Origin of the sequence: Streptococcus ferus DSM 20646, assembly GCF_000372425.1 — a bacterium.
Taxonomy (GTDB): Bacteria; Bacillota; Bacilli; order Lactobacillales; family Streptococcaceae; genus Streptococcus; species Streptococcus ferus.
The window spans coordinates 149,806-171,809 of record NZ_AQVD01000002.1 but is presented as its reverse complement, the minus strand read 5'-3'; the positions used below and the strand labels follow the sequence as shown (position 1 = coordinate 171,809).

General features: G+C 43.2%; 19 protein-coding genes and 1 other annotated feature. Of the genes, 18 read left to right on the top strand and 1 reads right to left on the bottom strand.

The annotated features are described in order from the left end of the window. The first annotated feature begins 14 nt into the window (after positions 1-14). The 6 genes from A3GY_RS0103775 to A3GY_RS10035 all read left to right on the top strand — a co-directional run bounded on the left by A3GY_RS0103775 (position 15) and on the right by A3GY_RS10035 (position 9,356). Positions 15-473, top strand: coding sequence for an SAG1386/EF1546 family surface-associated protein (locus A3GY_RS0103775; RefSeq protein ID WP_018030076.1), 459 nt, complete (start codon positions 15-17; stop codon positions 471-473). Positions 474-486: 13 nt separating this feature from the next. After that, positions 487-1,167, top strand: a complete 681-nt coding sequence (gene cmk, locus A3GY_RS0103770; RefSeq protein ID WP_026161913.1) for a (d)CMP kinase — start codon at positions 487-489, stop codon at positions 1,165-1,167. A gap of 23 nt (positions 1,168-1,190) precedes the next feature. After that, positions 1,191-1,315 (top strand) — a sequence feature (ribosomal protein L20 leader region). 15 nt (positions 1,316-1,330) lie between these two features. Then, positions 1,331-1,861 (top strand): translation initiation factor IF-3, encoded by a 531-nt coding sequence (gene infC / locus A3GY_RS0103765; protein WP_018030074.1) that lies wholly within the window; start codon positions 1,331-1,333, stop codon positions 1,859-1,861. Positions 1,862-1,897: 36 nt separating this feature from the next. Next, positions 1,898-2,098: a 50S ribosomal protein L35 gene (gene rpmI / locus A3GY_RS0103760; protein WP_018030073.1), complete on the top strand. Its 201-nt coding sequence runs from the start codon at positions 1,898-1,900 to the stop codon at positions 2,096-2,098. Between the two features lie 47 nt (positions 2,099-2,145). Next, the gene (rplT, locus tag A3GY_RS0103755) at positions 2,146-2,505 is read left to right on the top strand and encodes a 50S ribosomal protein L20 (protein ID WP_000124830.1); all 360 of its coding nucleotides are present in this window, start codon (positions 2,146-2,148) and stop codon (positions 2,503-2,505) included. A 257-nt stretch (positions 2,506-2,762) separates the two neighbouring features. After that, entirely contained in the window at positions 2,763-9,356 is a 6,594-nt protein-coding gene (locus A3GY_RS10035; protein ID WP_018030072.1) for a pullulanase, read from the top strand. A gap of 51 nt (positions 9,357-9,407) precedes the next feature. On the opposite strand, the gene A3GY_RS0103745 is transcribed toward A3GY_RS10035, so the two are convergent. Then, a complete protein-coding gene (locus tag A3GY_RS0103745) occupies positions 9,408-11,549 on the bottom strand; it encodes an LTA synthase family protein (RefSeq protein ID WP_018030071.1) in 2,142 nt (713 codons plus the stop codon). 135 nt (positions 11,550-11,684) lie between these two features. On the opposite strand from A3GY_RS0103745, the gene A3GY_RS0103740 reads away from it, so the two are divergent. The 12 genes from A3GY_RS0103740 (at position 11,685) to pheA (ending at position 22,001) form a co-directional block, all read left to right on the top strand. Continuing rightward, on the top strand, positions 11,685-12,845 hold the full coding sequence (locus A3GY_RS0103740; RefSeq protein WP_018030070.1) for a class I SAM-dependent rRNA methyltransferase: 1,161 nt from the start codon (positions 11,685-11,687) through the stop codon (positions 12,843-12,845). Beyond that, complete coding sequence (gene aroD, locus A3GY_RS0103735) at positions 12,846-13,523, top strand: type I 3-dehydroquinate dehydratase (protein WP_018030069.1); 678 nt, start codon at positions 12,846-12,848, stop codon at positions 13,521-13,523. Beyond that, positions 13,513-14,379, top strand: coding sequence for a shikimate dehydrogenase (locus A3GY_RS0103730; RefSeq protein ID WP_018030068.1), 867 nt, complete (start codon positions 13,513-13,515; stop codon positions 14,377-14,379). Before aroD ends, A3GY_RS0103730 begins: the two co-directional genes overlap by 11 nt. An 8-nt stretch (positions 14,380-14,387) precedes the next feature. Beyond that, positions 14,388-15,455 carry a 3-dehydroquinate synthase gene (aroB, locus tag A3GY_RS0103725; RefSeq protein WP_018030067.1) on the top strand — a complete coding sequence of 356 codons (1,068 nt, stop codon included), beginning with the start codon at positions 14,388-14,390 and terminating at the stop codon, positions 15,453-15,455. Further along, positions 15,456-16,622, top strand: a complete 1,167-nt coding sequence (gene aroC, locus A3GY_RS0103720; protein ID WP_018030066.1) for a chorismate synthase — start codon at positions 15,456-15,458, stop codon at positions 16,620-16,622. It abuts the gene before it with no gap. Beyond that, entirely contained in the window at positions 16,622-17,455 is an 834-nt protein-coding gene (locus A3GY_RS0103715; protein WP_018030065.1) for a sulfite exporter TauE/SafE family protein, read from the top strand. Before aroC ends, A3GY_RS0103715 begins: the two co-directional genes overlap by 1 nt. Beyond that, a complete protein-coding gene (locus tag A3GY_RS0103710; protein ID WP_018030064.1) occupies positions 17,456-17,839 on the top strand; it encodes a DUF1634 domain-containing protein in 384 nt (127 codons plus the stop codon). A 9-nt stretch (positions 17,840-17,848) separates the two neighbouring features. Beyond that, on the top strand, positions 17,849-18,955 hold the full coding sequence (locus A3GY_RS0103705; RefSeq protein ID WP_018030063.1) for a prephenate dehydrogenase: 1,107 nt from the start codon (positions 17,849-17,851) through the stop codon (positions 18,953-18,955). Positions 18,956-18,966: 11 nt separating this feature from the next. Next, positions 18,967-19,305: a YlbF/YmcA family competence regulator gene (locus A3GY_RS0103700; protein ID WP_018030062.1), complete on the top strand. Its 339-nt coding sequence runs from the start codon at positions 18,967-18,969 to the stop codon at positions 19,303-19,305. Between the two features lie 110 nt (positions 19,306-19,415). Next, positions 19,416-20,702 carry a 3-phosphoshikimate 1-carboxyvinyltransferase gene (aroA, locus tag A3GY_RS0103695; protein WP_018030061.1) on the top strand — a complete coding sequence of 429 codons (1,287 nt, stop codon included), beginning with the start codon at positions 19,416-19,418 and terminating at the stop codon, positions 20,700-20,702. Further along, positions 20,695-21,186, top strand: a complete 492-nt coding sequence (locus A3GY_RS0103690) for a shikimate kinase (RefSeq protein WP_018030060.1) — start codon at positions 20,695-20,697, stop codon at positions 21,184-21,186. Before aroA ends, A3GY_RS0103690 begins: the two co-directional genes overlap by 8 nt. Beyond that, the gene (gene pheA / locus A3GY_RS0103685) at positions 21,177-22,001 is read left to right on the top strand and encodes a prephenate dehydratase (RefSeq protein WP_018030059.1); all 825 of its coding nucleotides are present in this window, start codon (positions 21,177-21,179) and stop codon (positions 21,999-22,001) included. The genes A3GY_RS0103690 and pheA overlap by 10 nt, the downstream gene beginning before the upstream one ends. Positions 22,002-22,004: the final 3 nt, after the last annotated feature.

The following is a 22,004-nucleotide window of genomic DNA, read 5'->3' as shown; positions in this document are numbered from 1 at the left end:
ACAAGGGGGCAGTCATGGGAAACAAACCATGGGAAGAAAAAGTGACCGAAGACAGCAGTGATAAGCTGACACGCCAGTCAGCTTCAAATGATATGGTCAGTACACCAATTCTGACGATTTTACTAAGTTTATTTTTCCTGATTATTATCGGCATTCTCTTTTTTGTGCTGTATGCTTCAAATGGTGGGGGAAATGAAAAAAAAGCTTCCTCAACCTTTTATGGAAGCTCAAAAACAACGCAAACAGAAGCTAGCAATCAGGAAACACAGGCTATTTCTGATTCTACCGGAGCAACAACGGATGCAACGACTACATCTAGCGGTGATACTATTGAAGTACAGTCTGGTGAAGGTGCTGCGGCGATTGCTGCCCGAGCAGGAATCTCAGTTGAGAAACTGTATGAATTAAATCCAGATCACATGACGCAGGGATATTGGTATGCCAACCCTGGCGACCAAGTCAAAATTAACTGAGGGACGAGCTGATATGACTCAAATAAAAATTGCTATTGACGGGCCTGCATCCAGCGGAAAAAGTACGGTTGCAAAGATTATTGCTCAAAATTTGGGCTACACCTATCTAGATACCGGTGCCATGTACCGGTCGGCAACCTATCTTGCTCTGAAGAATGGTGTATCTGTGACGGATGAAGAGGGAATTATTCAGCTGTTGAAGCAGTATCCCATCAGTTTTGGACGTAGTGAATCGGGTGAACAGCTTGTCTTTGTTGGTGATGTTGATGTGACGCTTCCCATTCGTGACAATGAGGTCACCAACAATGTTTCGGCTGTTTCAGCATTGCCCAAAGTTAGAGAAACCCTAGTAGCCTTGCAGCAAAAAATTGCCAAACAAGGCAGTATTATTATGGATGGGCGGGACATTGGAACGGTCGTTTTACCCGACGCGGAATTAAAAATTTTTCTGATTGCATCAGTGGAAGAACGAGCTGAACGCCGTTATAAAGAGAATATTGCAAAAGGCATTGAAACAGACTTTGAGAGTCTAAAGGAAGAGATTGCTGCTCGTGATTACAAGGACAGTAATCGTTCTGTTTCGCCTTTAAAACCTGCTGCGGATGCCATTACCTTTGATACCACGGGTATTGATATCCAAGGTGTTGTGGACTTTATCCAAGAAAAAGCGAAAAAGATGATTGACAAAGCTTAGGATATTTGATATGATGTTCTGAGTGAGAAAAGCAGAAGTGAGAACTTCTCGCCTTGCGACTAAGGTTGTCTGGCCCAACATGTCAAGATTCCATTAGGAATATTATGTGTGCGGGCTTGAATTATCAAGTCCGCTTTCGTTTTTCTCGAAAAAATAAAAAGAGGTGAAAGACATAGCTAAAAAAGATTTGTTCATTAATGACGAAATTCGTGTCCGTGAAGTCCGTCTTGTTGGCCTTGATGGTGAACAATTAGGTATTAAACCCTTGTCAGAAGCTCAGGAAATTGCTGATGATGCTAACGTTGACTTGGTTTTAATTCAGCCGCAAGCTACGCCACCTGTTGCGAAAATTATGGACTATGGTAAGTTCAAATTTGAGTATCAAAAGAAACAAAAGGAGCAGCGCAAGAAACAAAGTGTTGTGACCGTGAAAGAAGTTCGTTTAAGTCCTGTAATTGATAAAGGGGATTTTGAAACGAAACTTCGCAATGGCCGTAAGTTCCTCGAAAAAGGAAATAAGGTTAAAGTTTCTATTCGTTTCAAAGGACGGATGATTACTCATAAGGAAATTGGAGCAAAGGTATTGGCGGATTTTGCAGAAGCCACACAAGATATTGCCATCATCGAACAAAGAGCTAAGATGGATGGCCGTCAAATGTTTATGCAGCTCGCACCAATTCCTGACAAAAAATAGTCAGTATCAATTATCATAAAAGTAGGAGAATATAAAATGCCAAAACAAAAAACACACCGCGCATCAGCTAAACGTTTTAAACGTACAGGTTCAGGTGGCTTGAAACGCTTCCGCGCATATACATCTCACCGTTTCCATGGTAAGACTAAAAAACAACGTCGTCATCTTCGCAAGGCTTCTATGGTGAGTGCTGGAGATTTCAAACGTATCAAATCAATGCTTACTCGTCTGAAGTAAGAAGAACAGTCAATTAGAAACTAGAAATTATTTGGAGGAAACTATAAATGGCACGTGTTAAAGGTGGCGTTGTATCACGTAAACGTCGTAAACGTATTTTAAAATTAGCAAAAGGTTATTACGGAGCTAAGCATATCTTATTCCGTACAGCAAAAGAGCAGGTAATGAATTCTTATTACTATGCTTACCGTGATCGTCGCCAGAAAAAACGTGATTTCCGTAAACTTTGGATTACACGTATCAATGCGGCAGCACGTTTAAACGGTTTGTCTTACTCACAATTGATGCACGGTCTTAAATTGGCAGAGATTGAAGTTAACCGTAAAATGCTCGCTGACTTGGCGGTAAATGATGCAGCTGCTTTCACAGCACTTGCAGATGCTGCTAAGGCAAAATTAGGCAAATAAGAAAAGGAGGCTTAGCCTCTTTTTTTGTGGTTTATTGGAAGAGGGTAGTGTTTATTTTAGGAAAAATCAAACCTTCAAAGCATGACCTATCAAGATAAGAAACAACAAAGAAACCGCTTGCGTTTTAAAATCCACTTCTTATAAAGATGTTATAAAAAAATTTTAAAAAATACTGAAACCGCTTGCATAATGACTGCCCTTTTTGTATACTAAAAACGTAAACATGAATTGGTGAATCCATTCAAAGGGAGGTTTTTATGGAAAAGTTAAAACAAAGAAAGCTGTCCATTAGTCCTGAGAAACGTCAATTTTTCGGAATTCGGAAATTGAAAGTTGGCGTTGTATCTGTGGCTGTTGCGACGGCTTTGCTATTTGCAGCAGCTAGGCCAGTGTCTGCCGAGGAAGCTACACTTCCTGTGACAGAGACGACCTCGGTTGTCTCATCTGCTAAGAGCGATGAATCCATTAGTTCAGCTGAATCTTCAGTCACTGAGCATCAAGCTGTGTCAGAAACTGCAGCCGTGACCGAGTCGCCTGTTTCTAAGGATGTGGCAGCTCTTTCTGCCACTGAGACAACCTCGTCAATCACTGATACGTCGGTGACTGAAGCAGTCACAGCGAGCAATAGCAGCAGTGCAGCTGAGACACCGATTGCCGAGAAGACTGTTCGCATTCATTTTGAAGCGGTGCAGGACAATGATTATGACCAGTATGGCCTTTGGACTTGGGGAGCGGTAGCCCAACCATCTGATGGGAATAATTGGCCCAAAGCTGCACTTCCTTTCCTAGCTGAGCAAAAGGATGATTTTGGTTATTATTTAGATGTTAAGCAGGCAGAGAAAGCGGGCGATATCGGTTATCTTCTCCTCAAAAATGGGGAAAAGACCAGCCAAGCTGATCAAAAGATTCAATTGTTGACCCAAAGTATGAATGAAATTTGGGTGAAAAGTGATTTTACAACTTATAGTTATCGGCCTCTACCTACAGAAAGCCTGCTGAGGATTAATTACAAACGAGATGACGGCAACTACGATGGCTGGGGACTCTGGCTGTGGGGTGATACCGCCAAAACAAGCAGTGATTGGCCCAAGGACGCTCTTGACTTTGAAAATGAGGGAGCTTATGGTCGCTATATAGATGTTCCTCTATCACGACTGTCAGAATCAAAAATTGGATTTCTGCTTGTGAATCAAAATGATCCTGAGGCACCGGGAAATAAATCTCAGGACATGACCTTTTCAGACCGTGCTCAGCACAGTCAAATTTTCCTTCGAAATGATGAGAGCAAAGTCTACACCAATCCTTATTACATTGAAACAGTCAGTGGACAGGATTTTTCTAAGGCTCAACCTGGAACGAAAGCAATTTCTGTAACGGCAAAGAGTTTGAGAGCCTTTAACTATAATGAAACAGGTCTTATTGATGTGACACTTGCCAATCCGCAAAAAGCTCAAATCGTCAAAATGGAAGTCGATACGGCTCAGTTGGGTGGCGGTAAAATTGATATTTCTCCTCAGTTAAATCGTGTGACCATTACAGCAGGTTCACAGATCCCAGCGGGGACTTATTTGCTGCCGATTCGGGTTTATGATGCGGATAATGGCTACTATGATGGAACTGTTTCAGTAACCATTTCAGAGCGCCAAAAAGAAGCTGGAGAGCGTGACTGGGATGAACAGGTGATTTATTTTATGCTGACGGATCGCTTCTATAATGGCAACATCAGCAATGATAACCCCTACCACCAAGATTATGCGGCAGCTATCAATCAGTCCGGAACTTATAAGGGTGGTGACTTTAAAGGGGTGACTGCTAAACTGGATTATCTCAAGGAGCTAGGGGTCAGCAGTATTTGGCTGACGCCAATTGTTGAGAATGTACCGCAGAATGTCAGCCAAGAGCCGGGCAAGGAATATTATGCCTACCACGGTTATTGGGCAGAGGATTTCGAAAAACTGAATCCTCACCTAGGAACCTTAGCCGATTTTCATGAACTGATTGACCAAGCTGCCGATAGAGGCATTAATATTATTGTTGATGTGGTCTTAAACCATGCTGGATACGGGACAGAAAGCAAATTTGCAGGTATGGTAAGGACAGCTGAAGAAGACCAAAAGGGCGATGATCAAAAAGGTTCGCTTTCAGATCTGCCAGATTTCAAGACTGAAAATGAAGCTGTCCGTAACCAATTGGTGGCTTGGCAGTCTGATTGGCTGGCTAAATCAAAAACGGCCAAAGGCAATAGCATCTACGCCTTTCGTGTTGATACCGTTAAGCATGTGGATGATGTGACTTGGCAGCATTTTAAAAACGAACTTGCCTTAAAGGACCCCGATTTTCACTTGGTCGGCGAAAGCTGGGGCGCAAACTATAAGGATACAAAGGGTGACCTCGGTACAGGGACAATGGACAGTCTTTTGGACTTTGGTTTTAAAGACACAGCCAAGCTGCTTGTTAACGGCCGGCTGAAGCAGGCGAATGATGAGCTGATTGCCCGAAATAATACTCTGAGCAGTAACTTAAGCTTAGCTCAATTCCTTGGCAGTCACGATGAGGACGGATTTCTCTACAGTATTGGCGGTGACCTGTCTAAATTAAAAGTGGCAGCCAGCTTGCTGCTGACAGCCAAAGGTCAGCCAGTCATTTATTATGGGGAAGAGTTAGCCCAGTCTGGCGCTAATAACTGGCCGATCTACGATAATCGTTATGAATTTGACTGGACTAAAACAGCTGGTAATGCTGTTCTTGAGCATTATAAGAAATTACTGGCCTTCCGTAATCAAAATAGTCAGCTATTGTCTCGCGGCGATCGCAGTACAGTAGCAGTCAGCGATAGTCAGCAATGGCTTTTGGCTAAACGTGCAACGGCGAATGATGCAGCCTATATCCTTTACAGCTTAAATGACAAGGAACAGGAGCTTCGTCTAGAAGTCAGTCATAAGGAGACACTTGTGACGGACTACTATAGCGGCTTGAGCTATCATGCTTTTGCCGGTCAAGATGGCAAATGGTATATTGATATCTTAGCGCCGTCTATTGCTAATGGCGGAACCATGTTGCTCAAGGTGTCAACAGGCGCAATTCTGTCTGCAGCAGCTCCTCAGGTTCAGGATGAGGCGATCCAAGAAAATCATATCCGTATCCACTTTAAAGCCTTACCTGCTGGCGATTTGTCCAGTCTGGGTTTATGGACATGGGAAGACGTTGAAACCCCGTCAGCAAGCTTAGGAGCCTGGCCTGCAGGAGCCACTAGTTTTAGCCAGGCTAAAGCCGACAGTTATGGTTATTATCTTGATGTCAAATTAATTGAAGGACAGCGCGACAAACTGTCGCTCTTGATTAATAATACCAAGGGCGATAACTTAACAGGAGATAAATCCGTTGATCTCATTAGCCAAGACATGAATGAGGTCTGGTTTGATGAGAACTTTAAAGTGCATTACTATCAGCCGCTGGCAGAAGGAACTATTCGTATCAATTATTACCGCAGTGATGGTCATTATGATAAGAAGTCCTTATGGTTATGGGGCAGCGTTGATTCATCTGTCACAAAACAATTGGGTCAATGGCCAGATGGTATTGACTTTGAAAATCAAGGTAAATATGGAGCCTATAGGGATATCAAATTATCCGATTTTAATGAATTAGGTTTCTTATTGCTTGATGAATCTAAGGAAGGAGATGCGGCGAAAATTCGGTCGGAAAATTATAGTTTTAAAGACTTAAAGAATCACAGCCAGATTTTCTTAAAAGATGACGACCCGACTATTTATACCAATCCTTATTTTGTTAATACTATTCGGATGACTGGTGCTCAACAGACAGGGCCGACAACCATTGTTGCTAGCATGACAAGTCTGGAAGGTGTTGACAGGGAACTTATCCTGAAAAATTTAAGCGTAACAGATAGCTCTAAGACGCCTGTGACTATTACGAATCTTCTTTTAGATGTGGCTGGTAAGAAACTCCTTATCACGGGTAACTTTAGTCAGGACAAGGCCCCTTATCAAGTCGCTTATCTTAGCGATCAGTTTGCAGTTAAAGCCAATTGGCAGTATAAGGATGCCCTTTACGCTTACGATGGTGAACTTGGTGCGCGTGTTAAAGATTTAGGAGCTAGTGTTGACTTTACATTATGGTCACCGAGTGCTGATCAGGTGGCTCTTGTCCTTTATGATAAGGATGACCAGACTAAGCGTCTTGCTCATATCGCTATGACGAAGGGGGATAAGGGAGAGTGGTCAGTCAGTCTTAATCAACAAAGTCAATTAGGTATTGCTGATTATCAAGGTTATTATTACCATTATGAGATAACACGAAATGGCATCAAAACATTGGTTCTTGATCCTTATGCCAAGTCCTTGGCTGAATGGAATAGTGATTTGGCTGATACAGATCCGTCCTATAAGGTTGCGAAAGCCGCTATTGTCGATCCATCTTCTCTTGGTCCGAAAAATCTCGATTATGCTAATATCAAAGGCTTTACCAGTCGTGAAGATGCCATTATTTATGAAGCTCATGTCCGAGACTTTACGTCGGATACCGCGATTGCGCAAGAACTGACGCACCAATTTGGAACATTTGCAGCTTTTGTTGAAAAATTAGATTACTTGAAAGACTTGGGAGTGACCCACATCCAGCTGCTGCCTGTTATGAGCTATTATTATGTCAATGAACTGAAAAATGCGGAACGTATGACCAATTACAGCTCAAGCGACAATAACTATAACTGGGGATACGATCCACAAAGTTATTTTGCGCTGACAGGTATGTATTCAACGAATCCTGCTGATCCAGCTAAGCGGATTGAAGAGTTTAAACATTTAGTTAATGAAGTTCATAAGCGTGGTATGGGAATTATCTTAGATGTGGTCTATAATCACACGGCTAAGGTGGATATTTTTGAGGATTTGGAACCTCAGTATTATCATTTCATGGATGCAGATGGTAAGGCACGCAGTAGTTTCGGTGGCGGTCGTCTAGGAACGACGCATTATATGACCCGCCGCCTTCTGGTCGATTCTATCAGCTATCTTGTCAAAGAATATAAGGTTGATGGTTTCCGTTTCGATATGATGGGTGATCATGATGCGGCAGCTATCGAAGCAGCCTATAATGCTGCCAAGGCTCTTAATCCTAACATTGTCATGTTAGGAGAAGGCTGGGTGACTTATGCCGGTGATGAACATATGCCACAGCAGCCAGCCGATCAAACATGGATGTCTCAGACAGATACTGTGGCTTCCTTCTCAGATGATATCCGTAACAACCTCAAATCAGGTTATCCGAATGAAGGTCAGCCGGCCTTTATCACTGGTGGTGCCAGAGATGTCTTGACCATCTTTAATAATATCAAGGCTCAGCCAAGTAACTTTAAGGCGGATGATCCAGGAGATGTTATTCAATACATTGCTGCCCATGATAATTTGACGCTTTTTGATATTATTGCACAGTCCATCAAAAAAGATCCATCGCTGGCTGAAAATAATCAAGAGATTCATCGCCGTCTTCGTTTAGGGAATTTGCTTGTCCTGACTTCTCAGGGAACAGCTTTCTTACACTCAGGTCAAGAATATGGCCGGACCAAACAATTTTTAGATGACGCTTACAAAACACCTGTTTCAGAGGATCGAGTGCCAAACAAATCTCATCTGCTGACCAATAGTGATGGCAGTCCTTTTCTCTATCCTTATTTTATCCATGATTCTTACGACTCGACGGATGCGATCAATCATTTTGACTGGACAAAAGCAACAGATCATACAGCCTATCCGGAACACACCAAAAGTCAGGCCTTTACCAAAGGACTTATTGCCTTGAGGCGATCAACCGATGCTTTCCGCTTAAAGACTTTGGCAGATGTTGAACAGCGTGTGAGTCTGATTAGTCAGCCGAATCAAAACGGTGTTCAAAAACAAGATACTGTTATTGCTTATCAGGCAATTGCTACAAACGGTGATGTTTATGCTGTTTTTGTAAACGCTGATACTGTGGCGAGAGATTTTGTTTTAGAGGATAGTTACCGCGAATTACTGGAAGCAGAGGTTCTCGTTGATGCTAACCAAGCGGGCATTGAGGCGATTACAGACCCAGTAGGGGTGACCTTTACAGAGCATGGGCTGAGTCTATCACCTCTGACAGCTACCGTCCTGCGTTTAAGAAAAGCTGCTCCTGAACTTGGAGAACGCAGCCTTTATGATGCCAAGACAGGAGTTACGGTGATATTGGCTGCCGGTGAGACGGAGCGGATTACTGATTTGAACGTAGCCCATATCGAAACAAATGATCGGGAAACGCCAGAAATTCTTCTCGGACAAGATTTTGATCTTTTTGATATTGAACTGACAGATTCGCTTGGGACCAAAGTCCCAATCAGCAAGCCTGCGCGTGTTATCATGCCGATTGATGTAGGAAAAATGGTCTATCAGGTGGTCTATCTTCCAACAGATCAGCGTTCGGAAACGCTGCCTTTTGAAGAAATCAGTCAAACAGTCAATGGCCAAACCCTTAAATTTGTCGTATTTTTGGCACATCATTTTAGTCATTACGGAATTGTCTACCAAAACGAATCAAGTGGGCAGCAAGCTGATAGCTCAGCTGGAATGGACAGTCGGAAGGAATCAGGTCGTCAGCAGGAAGAATTAGCAGCTTATTACCTTACAAATCCTCAGTTGTCTAGCCAAGCCAAAGCAGGAACTGGCTCATTCCCTTCTCATCGGGTACAGACAACAAGTCTTCAACTGCCTGAAACAGGCGAAGAAGAACGATACCTCAGTCTAGCTGGATGGCTTGGTTTATCTGCTCTTGCTTGCTATCAAATCCTTCGTTATTCTAAATCTAGAAAAGACTGACTTTCCTGTATAAGACGACACCAAAAAGAGGCTTAAAGCCTCTTTTTGGTATTATTTAGAACTGCTTTTGGTTGTTGTTGAGCTGCTGCCGTAGAGTTCTTTGTAAGATGGCGACTTGTATAAGTCTTGGGTAGATTGATTGCCATTCTTACTATATAGACTGGTTGACTTATCTCCCAAATCTTTTTCAATTTTCTTCATGGCATCTAGCGAATTAGCATAGGAAAATTGACTTGTATCAATTGGCTTAAGGCCGCTGCTCTCGTCAAACCTTAGCAAGTCTCCTGTCTGAACCTCATCGCTCATCTTCAGCTGCTCTTTAACAGCCGTCTGAATCGCCTTCACTTTTTCAGTTGTTGTAGCATCAGGGTTAGTGATTTCCGTACCTGTTTTCGTATCATAGAGATGGTCGTTATAGCTGGTATAAGTCGGTGTCACATAATTATCTTCTGTTCTGAAAGCAACGGTTTGACTGTTTTGAGGCGACAGTAAATCCTGTCCTAATTCAACATATTTGCTGGAATCAATTCCCAGAATATGAAGCAGGGTTGGCAGTGCATCAACCTCTCCGCCGTAAGTGGAACTGATGAAGCCTTTTCCGTTCCCAGGGACATGAATCATGTAAGGCACCCTTTGAAGCATAGCGTTGTCATAGTCTGTCCAGGTCTGCGGATCTTTGCCCAGCAATTCTGCTAAATCGGTATTGCGCGAATTGGAAATACCGTAGTGGTCACCATACATGACAATGATAGAGTTGTCATAGAGGCCTGTTGCTTTTAGGTAATCAAAGAAATCCTTAATAGCAGCATCTAGGTAGTTAGCCGTAGCAAAGTAGCCATTGATGGTTTCATCTTTGGTTTGAGCAAGAGGGAAACCTGTTTCGTCACCAGACAGACTCTGATAAGGGTAATGGTTTGAAACAGTGATGAATTTAGTGTAGAAAGGCTGTTGCATATGTTCGAGATATTTAATAGAATCTGCGAACATAATCTTATCATTTAAGCCATATTGGAAAGAATTATCCTTGGTCGACTTAGACATGTAGGATTGATCGAAGAAATAGTTGTAGCCTAATTGCTTGTAGACATTATTTCGATTCCAGAAAGTACCGGTATTTCCGTGGAAAACAGCACTCGTGTACTGATTCGTTTCGGAAAGAATGTGCGGCGCAGCCTGCTGTGTATTGTCACCACCGTATTGGACAAAGAAGGAGCCTTGATCTAAACCGAAAAGGGAAGTTTCCAGAAGGGTTTCTGCATCAGAAGTTTTTCCGGCTTTTACTTGGTGGAAAAAGTTAGAAAAAGCAAAGGTATCCTGCGAGTGGTAGATGGAATTCAGGAAAGGAGTCACTTCGTATTCCTTGCCGTCAACCTTTAATTTATAGTCCAATAGGAACTGTTGGAAACTTTCTAAATGGAGAATGATGACATTCTTTCCTTTTCCAGCTCCATAATACTCAGCATTTGGCGCAGCGTAATGTTTTTTGACGTAAGCTTTTACAGTCTTTAACTCATCAGCTGTTGCTTCAGAGCGGACTTTCTGCGCTTGGTAGGTCTGATTGGCACTATAAGCACTAAAGGCCGGTAAACCAATGGCTCTAACGATATAAACATTGGAAAATCCTCTGGTCAGCAATTCAGGTCTGTCAATTTCGGCTAGGAAAAGGTTGAGCGAAAAGAGAAGTCCTGAGAGGGCACTTACCGCAAAACTAGCTCTTTTATTAAAAGGTCTCTGGTCAAATGAAAAACGCTTGGTGATCAATAAGAAGATAAGAACAAGATAGTCTATGATATAGATAACATCCCAAGGTCGTAAGAGGTTGATAGCGGCATCGCCAAGACCTGCCGAGGTCTTGCTACTGGCAAAGACAGCACTAACCGTAATGAAATCAGAAAATTCTCGGAAATAAATAGCATTAGCAATTAAGAGGATGTTAAGCAGGGTATAGATAAGCAGAGATACCGTGTAGAAAGCCTTGGTATTTTTAATATAGAGGCTCAGCCCCATCAGCAAAAGCCCGAGCGGGATTGGATTCATAATGGAAAGAAGCGCCTGATAGGCGTTTCCAATATCTAGACTAAAATCTGCATAGTAAGCCCAAATTGTTTTAAGCCAGTAAATCATTAAGAGGGTTAAAATAAATCCTAGCCTTGTCTTGACTGCGCTTAAAAGAAATTTAGCAATTTTTTTCATCAGATTGACTTCCTTATATATTTTAAAAGATAAAACTCTATTATTAGATTATACCATATTTTTATTTTTGTCAGCCATCAGAAAGGTCCTTTATTAAGGGAGAAATATTTTCAATTTTTTGGTATAATTGTCTTTATGAAAAAACTTGTTGTGGATTCTTGGACAGAAAAGAAGTTACGGAAAGGGGTTCAACTCCTGGACGGTAAGGATTTTTCTGATTTACCGTTTGATAATCAGTTAGCAGAGCTTGTCTCTAAAAGAGGCGACTTGCTTGGAACGGCTTATCTATCACCCCAGCAGAAAGGGATTGGCTGGCTGATTTCACGGCAAAGACAAGTTCTTGATGAATCTTACTTTGAGGATATTTTTCAAAAAGCAAGAGCTAAACGCCAGTCTTTAGAACAGTCTGAACGGACAACGGCCTACCGTCTCTTTAATCAGGATGGTGACGATTTTGGTGGTTTGACGGTGGATCGTTATGGTGATTTTGCCCTCTTTTCTTGGTATAATGCGTTTGTCTTCAGCCAGAAAGAAATGATTATTAAGGCTTTTAGGACGGTTTTTCCTGACCTGGTAGGGGCTTATGAGAAAGTTCGTTTTAGAGGGCAGTCCTACGACTCAGCGCACCTTTACGGACAAGAAGCGCCACCTGTATTTTCTATTTTAGAAAATGGGGTTTCTTACCAGGTTTTCTTAAATGATGGCCTGATGACAGGAATCTTTCTGGATCAGAGACCTGTCCGTCAGGAATTGATCAATGGTCTGGCTACGGGCAAACGTGTTTTGAACCTCTTTTCCTATACAGCCGCTTTCTCGGTTGCTGCTGCTATGGGGGGTGCCGCTGAAACCACGTCTGTTGATCTGGCTAAACGCTCTTTGGAACTTTCTAAGGCACATTTTGAAGCGAATCATTTAAGGACTGAGAACCACCGATTCGTTGTCATGGATGTTTTCTCCTACTTCAAATATGCAAGGCGTCATGAGCAGCAATTTGAGCTGATTATCATAGACCCGCCCAGCTTTGCCCGCAACAAAAAGCAGACCTTCTCCGTTCAGAAGGACTATCATAAGCTCATCCAAGAGGCACTCACACTCTTATCACCCCAAGGCACTCTGATTGCCTCAACCAATGCCTCCAATATGACGGTTGAGCAGTTTAGAAAAGAAATAGAAAAGGGTTTTGCTGCCCAAAAACATCATTATAGCAAGCTGCAGCAATTGCCCAGTGATTTTGCAGTGAATAAACACGATGAAAGAAGTAATTATTTAAAAGTTTTTACGATAAAGGTTAAATAAATGAAAATTGTAGTTCCCGTCATGCCAAGAAGCCTCGAGGAGGCCAATGCTATTGATTTAAATAAGTTTCAAAATGCTGATTTGATTGAATGGCGTGCTGATTTTTTGCCAAAGGAAGATATTTTGGCAGTAGCCCCAGCTATCTTTGAAAAATTTGCCGGCTTTGAGGTTATTTTTACCCTTCGTACGGAAAAAGAAGGGGGCAATATCATGCTGGATAAGGATGAATACATTGCACTAATCAAGGAAGTGAACGCCCTCTACCGTCCAGATTTTATTGATTTTGAGTATTTTTCATACACCGATGTCTTTGACCAAATGTACGATTTTCCCAATCTGGTCTTGTCTTATCATAATTTTGAGGAGACACCGGAAAACATCATGGAGATTTTCTCGGAGCTGACGGCTTTAGCACCTCAAGTGGTAAAGATTGCTGTGATGCCGGGAAATGAACAAGACGTTCTTGATCTCATGAATTATACACGCGGCTTTAAGACCTTAAATCCTGAGCAGGAGTATGTCACGATGTCAATGTCTAAACTTGGACGGCCGTCACGCTTATCCGCAGATTTATTTGGCAGTTCATGGACCTTTGCCAGCATTGATCAGGGGAGTGCCCCAGGACAGATTGCTTTGGCAGATATGGTGAAAATAAAGGAGATTTTAGATGCAGATTGATGGTCACACGAGATTAGCGGCAGTTGTTGCTACTCCCATAAAACATTCGATTTCCCCTTTTATCCATAATTATGCCTTTGATAAAACAGGCATTAACGGGGTCTATGTCGCTTGGGATATTCCTGAATCAGAATTAGAAGCGACTCTAGCCAATGTCAAGCGCTATGATATGTTTGGCATCAATCTTTCGATGCCTTACAAGAGAATTGTGACGCAGTACTTAGACGAATTGGATGAGTCTGCTTCCCTGACTGGCATGGTTAATACGGTAGTAAACAAAAATGGAAAGCTCATCGGGCATAATACCGATGGTTATGGCTTTTTTGCGTCTCTGCCTCAGGAGTTTGATCTTAAAGGTAAGACGATTACCATTTTAGGAGGTGGCGGAGCAGCGACAGCTATTTCTGCCTACGCTGCTCAAAACGGTGTTGGTAAAATCAACATGTTCAGTAAGGCGAAGTACCTTGATGTGACGATTGAACGTCAGGGGCGTGTAGCTGAGCAAACGGGAACAAGGATTGAGATTTTTGACATCTCTGATAAAAAACAAATTCAGGAAAAGGCTAATGACGCAGACTTATTAGTGAATGCGAATAGCGTTGGTATGGATGGCATCTCAACCGTAGTTTCTGCGGATATGGTTTTTAAAGAGGGCTTACTTGTGGCCGATGTGATTTATCAGCCCTTTGAAACTCCCTTCTTAAGATTAGCCAAAGCTCAGGGAGCGACGACCATCAACGGTTTAGGAATGCTTCTTTTTCAGGCGGCAGAGGCCTTTAGATTATGGACAGGGGAAATGATGCCAACGGCAGAAGTTTGGCAGGCCCTTGAAGAAAAATACAAGTCAGAAAATTAGGTGATACGATGAAATTGAATGTCAATCTTCCGAGAACTCCCTATGATATTGTCATTGAAAAGGGCGTCTTATCCAAAACAGGACAGTGGGTCAAGCAGCTATGGCAACCGCAAAAAATTGTTATTATTACGGATAATAAGGTCGGCAGCCTCTATGCCAACAAAGTTAAATTTAGTTTAGAGGATGCTGGTTTTGATGTCTCCGTTTTTGATTTTTTGCATGGCGAAGCCCAAAAGAATCTAACGACGGTTAATAAAGCTTATGCTTTTTTAGTCCAGCAAGGTCTGACTAAGAGTGATGGTATTGTAGCTCTTGGTGGTGGGGTTGTTGGAGATTTAGCAGGTTTTGTTGCATCGACCTATATGCGCGGCATTCATTTTCTGCAGATTCCAACAAGTTTGACTGCTCAGGTGGATTCTTCGATAGGTGGCAAAACCGGTGTTAACACGTCTTTTGCTAAAAATATGGTCGGAACCTTCACTCAGCCGGATGGCGTGTTGATTGATCCGGAAACCTTGAAAACATTGGGACACCGTGAGCTCATTGAAGGAATGGGTGAAGTTGTGAAGTACGGCTTGATAGAAGACTTGGAACTCTGGCAAGAATTGCAGCAGATGGACGGTAGTCCGGAATCTATTTTAGATCATGCAGAATCGATTATTTACCGTTCCTGTGAGGTCAAACGGAAGGTTGTTGTTGAAGATGAATTAGACAATGGTGTCCGCCTCCACCTTAATTTTGGTCATACAATTGGTCACGCCATTGAGGCAACGGCCGGATATGGTAAGGTCATGCACGGCGAAGCCGTGGCTATTGGAATGGTTCAGCTTTCACGAGTTGCAGAAAGCAAAGGACTCATGCCAGCAGGAATCACACAGGTAATTATCGACATGTGTGCAAAATTTGGCTTACCAACAGACTATGAACCGTGGGATACTGAAGCACTCTACAAGGCTTTGACACATGATAAGAAAGCTCGCGGTAAGACTATTAAGACGGTAATTGTTCCTGAACTGGGAAGCGCAGCTATCAATCAGATTCCGATTGACGAGATGAAAGAATATTTGGAGAAATAAATGAGATATTTTACTGCAGGTGAATCGCACGGCCCCCGTCTGACAGCCATTATCGAAGGTATTCCCGCTGGTTTGCCTTTGACCGCGGAATACATTAATGCGGAACTGAAACGCCGTCAGGGAGGTTACGGTCGTGGCGGTCGAATGATGATTGAATCGGATCAAGTTGAGATTACCTCAGGCGTCAGACACGGAGTAACCATGGGAAGTCCGATTACGCTGAATGTCACTAACCGTGATTTCAAAAATTGGACAGAAGTCATGAGTGCTGCTGAAATTGACGAGAAGAAAAAAGCTATTCGAAAACTGACCAAACCACGGCCTGGTCATGCTGACTTAGTTGGAGGCATGAAGTACCGTTTTTCCGATTTGCGTAACAGTCTGGAGCGTTCCAGTGCACGTGAAACGACGATGCGGGTTGCCGTAGGTGCAGTGGCGAAACGTCTGTTGGAAGAGCTGGGAATGGAAGTGGCCAGCCATGTTGTTGTTTTCGGTGGCATTGAGGTTGATGTCCCAGAAAATCTGACCGTGGCTGAGATTAAAGAACGGGCACGTCAGTCTGAGGTTTCCATCGTCAATCAAGACCGTGAACAAGACATCAAAGACTATATTGATCAGATCAAAAAAGAAGGGAATACCATAGGAGGTGTCATTGAGACCCTTGTTGGAGGCGTTCCTGTTGGTTTAGGTTCCTATGTGCAGTGGGATCGTAAATTAGATGCTAAAATCGCCCAAGGGGTTGTCTCAATTAATGCTTTCAAGGGTGTTGAGTTTGGTTTAGGCTTTAAAGCAGGCTATCGTCCGGGCTCTGAAGTCATGGATGAGATTGTCTGGTCGGAAGAAAAGGGTTATACCAGAACATCCAATAATTTAGGTGGTTTTGAAGGTGGCATGACAAACGGTCAGCCAATTGTGGTTCGTGGGGTGATGAAACCTATACCGACCCTGTATAAACCTTTGATGAGTGTCGATATTGAGAGCCACCAACCTTATAAAGCCAGCGTTGAGCGTTCTGACCCAACAGCAGTTCCGGCTGCAGGTGTTGTCATGGAAAGTGTGGTGGCAACTGTTTTGGCGACGGAAGTACTGATGAAGTTTTCATCTGATAATTTAGAAGAGTTGAAGGAAGCAGTCGCTAAACACCGTACTTATGTGAAGGAATTCTAATGTTATCTTACATCATTACCATGCTCTTGGTGGGTCTCTTTGCAGGGCTTCTTGGAGCATTGTTAGGACTGGGGGGCGGCATTGTCGTTACCCCTGTTTTAACCTTAATCTTTAATGTAGATATTAAGCACGCTGTGGGAGCTTCTATTATCGCTGTTTTGGCCACCAGCTCAGGATCGGCTATTGCCTATCTCAAGGATGATATGCTGAATTTAAGACTGGCGATGTTTTTAGAGATTTTTACCACTTTGGGAGCTTTTGTGGGGGCCATGCTATCACTTGTGCTGGACTCAAAGGTGCTCTTTCTCCTCTACGGTGGACTTCTGACCTTTCAAGCTTTCAATATGTATCAAAAAATCCGTGCCGGAAAAGAAAATCTTGCAGCGGTGGAGGAAGACGCCTTAGCGGCCAAACTGAATCTTGGCGGTCGTTATTACGATAAAAGCAGCGGCGAATTAGTGACCTACCAGCTGACCAAGGTCCCTCAGGGGTCTCTGGTCATGTTCTGTGCAGGAATTCTATCAGCACTCTTAGGAATCGGTGCGGGTGCCTTTAAGGTCCTGGCGATGGATACTGTGATGAAAATGCCGCTGAAAGCTTCCTCGGCGACCTCGAACTTTATGATGGGGGTAACAGCGACAGCATCTGCCGTTTTCTATATTTTCAGTGGCCATATCAATCCTGTTCTCGCAACACCAATTGCTATCGGGGTGATCTTCGGATCGCTTTTAGGCAGTAAAATGATGCCGTATATACCTGTCAGTCTTTTGAGGCTTATCTTTATCGTCGTCTTGCTTGTTTCAGGTCTCCAGATGTTTTTGCGAGGTTTTTAAATGGATAAAAAAAGCACAGCAGAAGAGAATGCCAGAATTGAATTACAATTAGGCAAGCTGCTTCGTTTAGGGATTCTGTTATCGGTTGCCTTTATGCTAGTAGGTCTCATTCTCTTTTTGGGTAATAGCCAAGCGAGTCTCAGCCCTGACGAGGTGACAGCTTTCAACCTGATGGATTATGTTAGCAGTCATTCTGTTTTTGATCCGGTGACGATCATGCTTATGGGCTGCTTCATGCTCATTCTGACACCGATTTTTCGGGTGCTGGCAACACTCATTATTTTCTTCATCACGAAAGACCGACTCTATGTCCTGTTTACCACAGTCGTCTTAGTGATTATCGCTATTTCTATTGTCTTAGGCTTTGTTTTTGAACCGAAATAAGGGGGAAAAATGGAAGAAAAAGTTGTTTACATTGCAGGTATGGGGCTGATCGGTGCTTCGCTGGCTCTGGGAATTCGGCGTCAGCACCCAGATTACAAGATTTTAGGCTATAATCGGTCTGATCAATCGCGTCAAATTGCGTTAGAAAGAGGGATTGTAGACGAGGCGACTGCCGATTTTAAAGCATTTGCACCTCTGGCCGATGTGATTATTCTGGCCGTTCCCATCAAGCAAACCATTGACTTTATTAAGGTTTTAGCTCAACTAGACCTGAAAGAAAATGTAATTATCACAGACGCCGGCTCAACCAAGTTAAAGATTATCCAAGCGGCAGAAAAATACTTGCCGGCTGACAAAGTCCAATTTGTCGGCAGTCATCCCATGGCTGGCAGTCATAAAACGGGGGCAATTGCAGCCAATGTCCACCTCTTTGAAAATGCTTATTATATTTTTAGCCCGACCCGTCTGACACGGGAGGAGACAATCCCTCGTTTAAAAGATCTTTTATTAGGGCTCAAGGCACGGTTTATTGAGGTTGAAGCAGCGGAGCATGATTTGGTAACTAGCCAGATTAGCCATTTTCCCCACATCTTAGCCTCAGCCTTGATGGAACAAGCCGGTGATTATGCCAATGGACATGAGCTGACCAATCATTTTGCTGCAGGTGGCTTCAGGGATATGACTAGGATTGCAGAAAGTGAACCTGGGATGTGGACCAGCATTCTGTTGAGCAATTCCGATGCGGTCCTTGAACGGTTGACGGATTTCAAAAATCGCCTGGATGCCGTGGCAGAACTGATTGGGCAGAAAGATGAAGAAGCCATCTGGCACTTTTTTGATGCGGGACGCCGTAAACGCAAAGAAATGGAAATTCATAAACGGGCTGGCGTTGACAGTTTCTACGATCTCTTTGTAGATGTTCCCGATGAAGAAGATGTCATCTTGCAAATCTTGGAGCTGCTAAGAGGAACTTCGCTTGTCAATGTTCACATCAATGAAGAAAATCGGGACGATATCAATGGTATCCTGCAGATTTCCTTTAAGTCCGAAAGTGATCTGCTTCATGCTCAAACGTTAATCAGTCAGCATACTGACTATCATGTTTATTTAGATTAAAAGGAGAAAAAATGACCGTTAATGTTTATGATTTAGCTAACAACTTGGAACGTGGTATCTGTGACTTGCCAGAATACAAGGCAGTTGCTGAGAGCAAGCAAAAAGTAGATGCCGATCAGACGGCTTCCGCTCTTTTAAAAGAATTTATTGATTTTCAGTCTAAACTTCAAGGTTTGATGCAGGCAGGGCAGGCGCCTACCGAAAAAGACCAAGAAGAGATGCAGAGCTTTGGCAAGCGTATTGAAGAAAACCCTGTTTTAAAATCTTATTTTGATGCGCAGCAGGCCTTGTCGGTTTATATGGCTGACATTGAACGCATTGTCTTCAAACCTTTACAGGATTTGATTTAACAGGATGATAAGGACAACATACTCTAAAATTTGGAAACCATCAGAAATGATGGTTTTTTTGCAGTGAAATTATGGTAAAATAGAGGGAAAGTATCTTTTTGGAGCGATAGATGAAACTAAAAACAAATGCAACAGCTTTAGAGGGAAGTCTGCGAATTCCCGGCGATAAGTCAATCAGCCACCGTTCAATTATGTTTGGCAGTCTGGCTAAGGGCGTGACCAAAGTTCATGATATTCTGCGGGGGGAAGATGTCTTATCTACCATACAGGTGTTTCGTGAACTGGGCGTTAACATTGAAGACAAGGGAGACCTTGTGGAAATTCATGGAGTGGGCTTTGATGGCCTAAAAGCGCCTCGAAAAGCACTTGATATGGGAAATTCAGGAACATCTATTCGTTTGATTTCAGGTTTTTTGGCCGGCCAAGACTTCAAAGTGGAAATGTTTGGAGATGACAGCCTCTCAAAACGTCCAATGGATCGTGTGACCATTCCGCTGAGACAAATGGGAGCATCCATCTCAGGTCAGACGGATCGCGACCTCCCACCGTTGACATTGAAGGGCAGCAGGCACCTAAAACCAATCCGTTACCAGCTGCCGGTTGCTTCTGCTCAAGTCAAATCCGCTCTCATCTTCGCGGCCTTACAGGCAGAAGGGGAAAGTGTCATTATTGAAAAAGAGAAGACCCGCAACCATACAGAAGATATGATTAGGCAATTTGGCGGAGAGATTCAGGTTGATGGGAAAGAAATCCGTATTTCCGGAGGGCAGGAGTTCATTGCTCAGGATATTTTGGTGCCTGGGGATATTTCCAGCGCAGCTTTCTGGCTGGTAGCAGGGCTTGTGGTGCCAAATGCCAAACTCATTTTGAAAAATGTCGGCATCAACGAGACACGGACAGGAATTCTGGAAGTCATTGAGGCCATGGGAGGCCGTTTAAGTCTGTCAGAGGTTGATGAGTTGGCGAAATCAGCAACCATCACTGTTGAAACATCGGAATTACATGGCACTGAAATTGGTGGCGATATCATACCGCGCCTGATTGATGAGCTGCCGGTCATTGCTCTTTTAGCAACACAGGCACAAGGCCGGACAGTTATCAGAGATGCTGAGGAATTAAAGGTCAAGGAAACAGACCGCATTCAGGTCGTTGCAGATGCTTTGAACGCCATGGGAGCTCATATAACCCCGACAGCAGATGGTATGATTATTGAGGGGAAAACACCGCTTCATGGCGCGAAGGTCAATACCTTTGGCGATCACCGCATTGGCATGATGACGGCTATTGCTGCCTTGCTGGTGACAGAAGGAGAAGTTGACTTGGAAAGAGCAGAAGCCATCAATACGAGCTACCCAAGTTTCTTTGCAGATCTGGAGGAAATCATTAGACATGACTAAAACAATCATACTTTTAGGCTTTATGGGAGCTGGTAAGACCACAATCGGTCGTGTATTAGATCCTGATTTTCACGATATGGACGAAATCATTACGGACAAAATTGGCATGTCTATCAATGATTTCTTTGCTAAAGAAGGAGAAGCCGCCTTTCGGAAAGTTGAAACCCAGACCTTGGAAGAATTATTGGCCAAAGAAGATGCCATCATCTCTCCTGGGGGAGGTATTGTGGTCAATCCGCACAATCGTGACTTGCTGTCCGAAAACGACTATAATATTTTCTTAAAACTCGATTTTGAGACACTTTACAAACGGATTGAAAACGATAAGGAAATGCACCGCCCGCTTTATCTGAATAATACCAAAGAGGAATTCAAGAAGATTTTTGATGGTCGCCAAAAAATGTACACCGATGTGGCGACACATATCATAGATGTTAAGGATAAGACACCTGAAGAAATTGCGGAGATGATTAGATGTTTGTAGGCTTTTTAGGACCCAAAGGCTCTTTTACGCATAACGTAGCTTTTCATGCGTTTCCAGAGGCTGACCTCCTGCCTTTTGAAAATATTACAGAAGTTATCAAGGCTTATGAAACCGGAAAGGTTGAGTACGCCATTGTTCCGGTGGAAAATTCGATTGAAGGCAGTGTTCATGAGACTTCGGACTATCTTTTTCATCAGGCTGAGATTGAGGCTGTTGCGGAAATTATCCTGCCTATCAAACAACAGTTGATGGCGACCTCTAAGGATAAGAAAATCGATAAGATTTTTTCGCATCCTCAGGCCATTGCCCAAGGGAAGAAGTATATCCGCCAGTATTATCCAGATGCCCTGATTGAGATGACCGCCAGTACAGCTTATGCGGCGCGTTTTGTGGCGTCCCATCCTCAGAAGAATTTTGCAGCTATCGCTCCGCATTCTGCGGCAGCCGAGTACGGCCTGTCTATCATCGCTAAAGACATCCAGGAAATTGATGAAAATTACACCCGCTTCTGGGTGTTGGGTCACCGTCGGCCAGATATTTCCTTGAAGCAGGAAGATCAAAAGATTACGATTGCCTTAACGCTGCCGGACAATCTGCCCGGTGCGCTTTATAAGGCCTTATCTACTTTTGCTTGGCGAGGAATTGATTTGACCAAGATTGAAAGCCGTCCGCTGAAGACTATTTTAGGAGAGTATTTCTTTATTATTGATTTTGAAAATCGGAATGAAGAATTGGTATCATTTGCCCTCCAAGAGTTGACAAGTATTGGAATTCAGTATAAAATTCTTGGTAACTATGCTGTTTATCAGCTATAAATG

Coding starts and splice junctions, on each gene's coding strand:
- A3GY_RS0103775 (WP_018030076.1), top strand. CDS start 15: ATGGGAAACAAACCATGGGAAGAAAAAGTGACCGAAGACAGCAGTGAT.
- cmk (WP_026161913.1), top strand. CDS start 487: ATGACTCAAATAAAAATTGCTATTGACGGGCCTGCATCCAGCGGAAAA.
- rpmI (WP_018030073.1), top strand. CDS start 1,898: ATGCCAAAACAAAAAACACACCGCGCATCAGCTAAACGTTTTAAACGT.
- rplT (WP_000124830.1), top strand. CDS start 2,146: ATGGCACGTGTTAAAGGTGGCGTTGTATCACGTAAACGTCGTAAACGT.
- A3GY_RS10035 (WP_018030072.1), top strand. CDS start 2,763: ATGGAAAAGTTAAAACAAAGAAAGCTGTCCATTAGTCCTGAGAAACGT.
- A3GY_RS0103745 (WP_018030071.1), bottom strand. CDS start 11,549: ATGAAAAAAATTGCTAAATTTCTTTTAAGCGCAGTCAAGACAAGGCTA.
- A3GY_RS0103740 (WP_018030070.1), top strand. CDS start 11,685: ATGAAAAAACTTGTTGTGGATTCTTGGACAGAAAAGAAGTTACGGAAA.
- aroD (WP_018030069.1), top strand. CDS start 12,846: ATGAAAATTGTAGTTCCCGTCATGCCAAGAAGCCTCGAGGAGGCCAAT.
- A3GY_RS0103730 (WP_018030068.1), top strand. CDS start 13,513: ATGCAGATTGATGGTCACACGAGATTAGCGGCAGTTGTTGCTACTCCC.
- aroB (WP_018030067.1), top strand. CDS start 14,388: ATGAAATTGAATGTCAATCTTCCGAGAACTCCCTATGATATTGTCATT.
- aroC (WP_018030066.1), top strand. CDS start 15,456: ATGAGATATTTTACTGCAGGTGAATCGCACGGCCCCCGTCTGACAGCC.
- A3GY_RS0103715 (WP_018030065.1), top strand. CDS start 16,622: ATGTTATCTTACATCATTACCATGCTCTTGGTGGGTCTCTTTGCAGGG.
- A3GY_RS0103710 (WP_018030064.1), top strand. CDS start 17,456: ATGGATAAAAAAAGCACAGCAGAAGAGAATGCCAGAATTGAATTACAA.
- A3GY_RS0103705 (WP_018030063.1), top strand. CDS start 17,849: ATGGAAGAAAAAGTTGTTTACATTGCAGGTATGGGGCTGATCGGTGCT.
- A3GY_RS0103700 (WP_018030062.1), top strand. CDS start 18,967: ATGACCGTTAATGTTTATGATTTAGCTAACAACTTGGAACGTGGTATC.
- aroA (WP_018030061.1), top strand. CDS start 19,416: ATGAAACTAAAAACAAATGCAACAGCTTTAGAGGGAAGTCTGCGAATT.
- A3GY_RS0103690 (WP_018030060.1), top strand. CDS start 20,695: ATGACTAAAACAATCATACTTTTAGGCTTTATGGGAGCTGGTAAGACC.
- pheA (WP_018030059.1), top strand. CDS start 21,177: ATGTTTGTAGGCTTTTTAGGACCCAAAGGCTCTTTTACGCATAACGTA.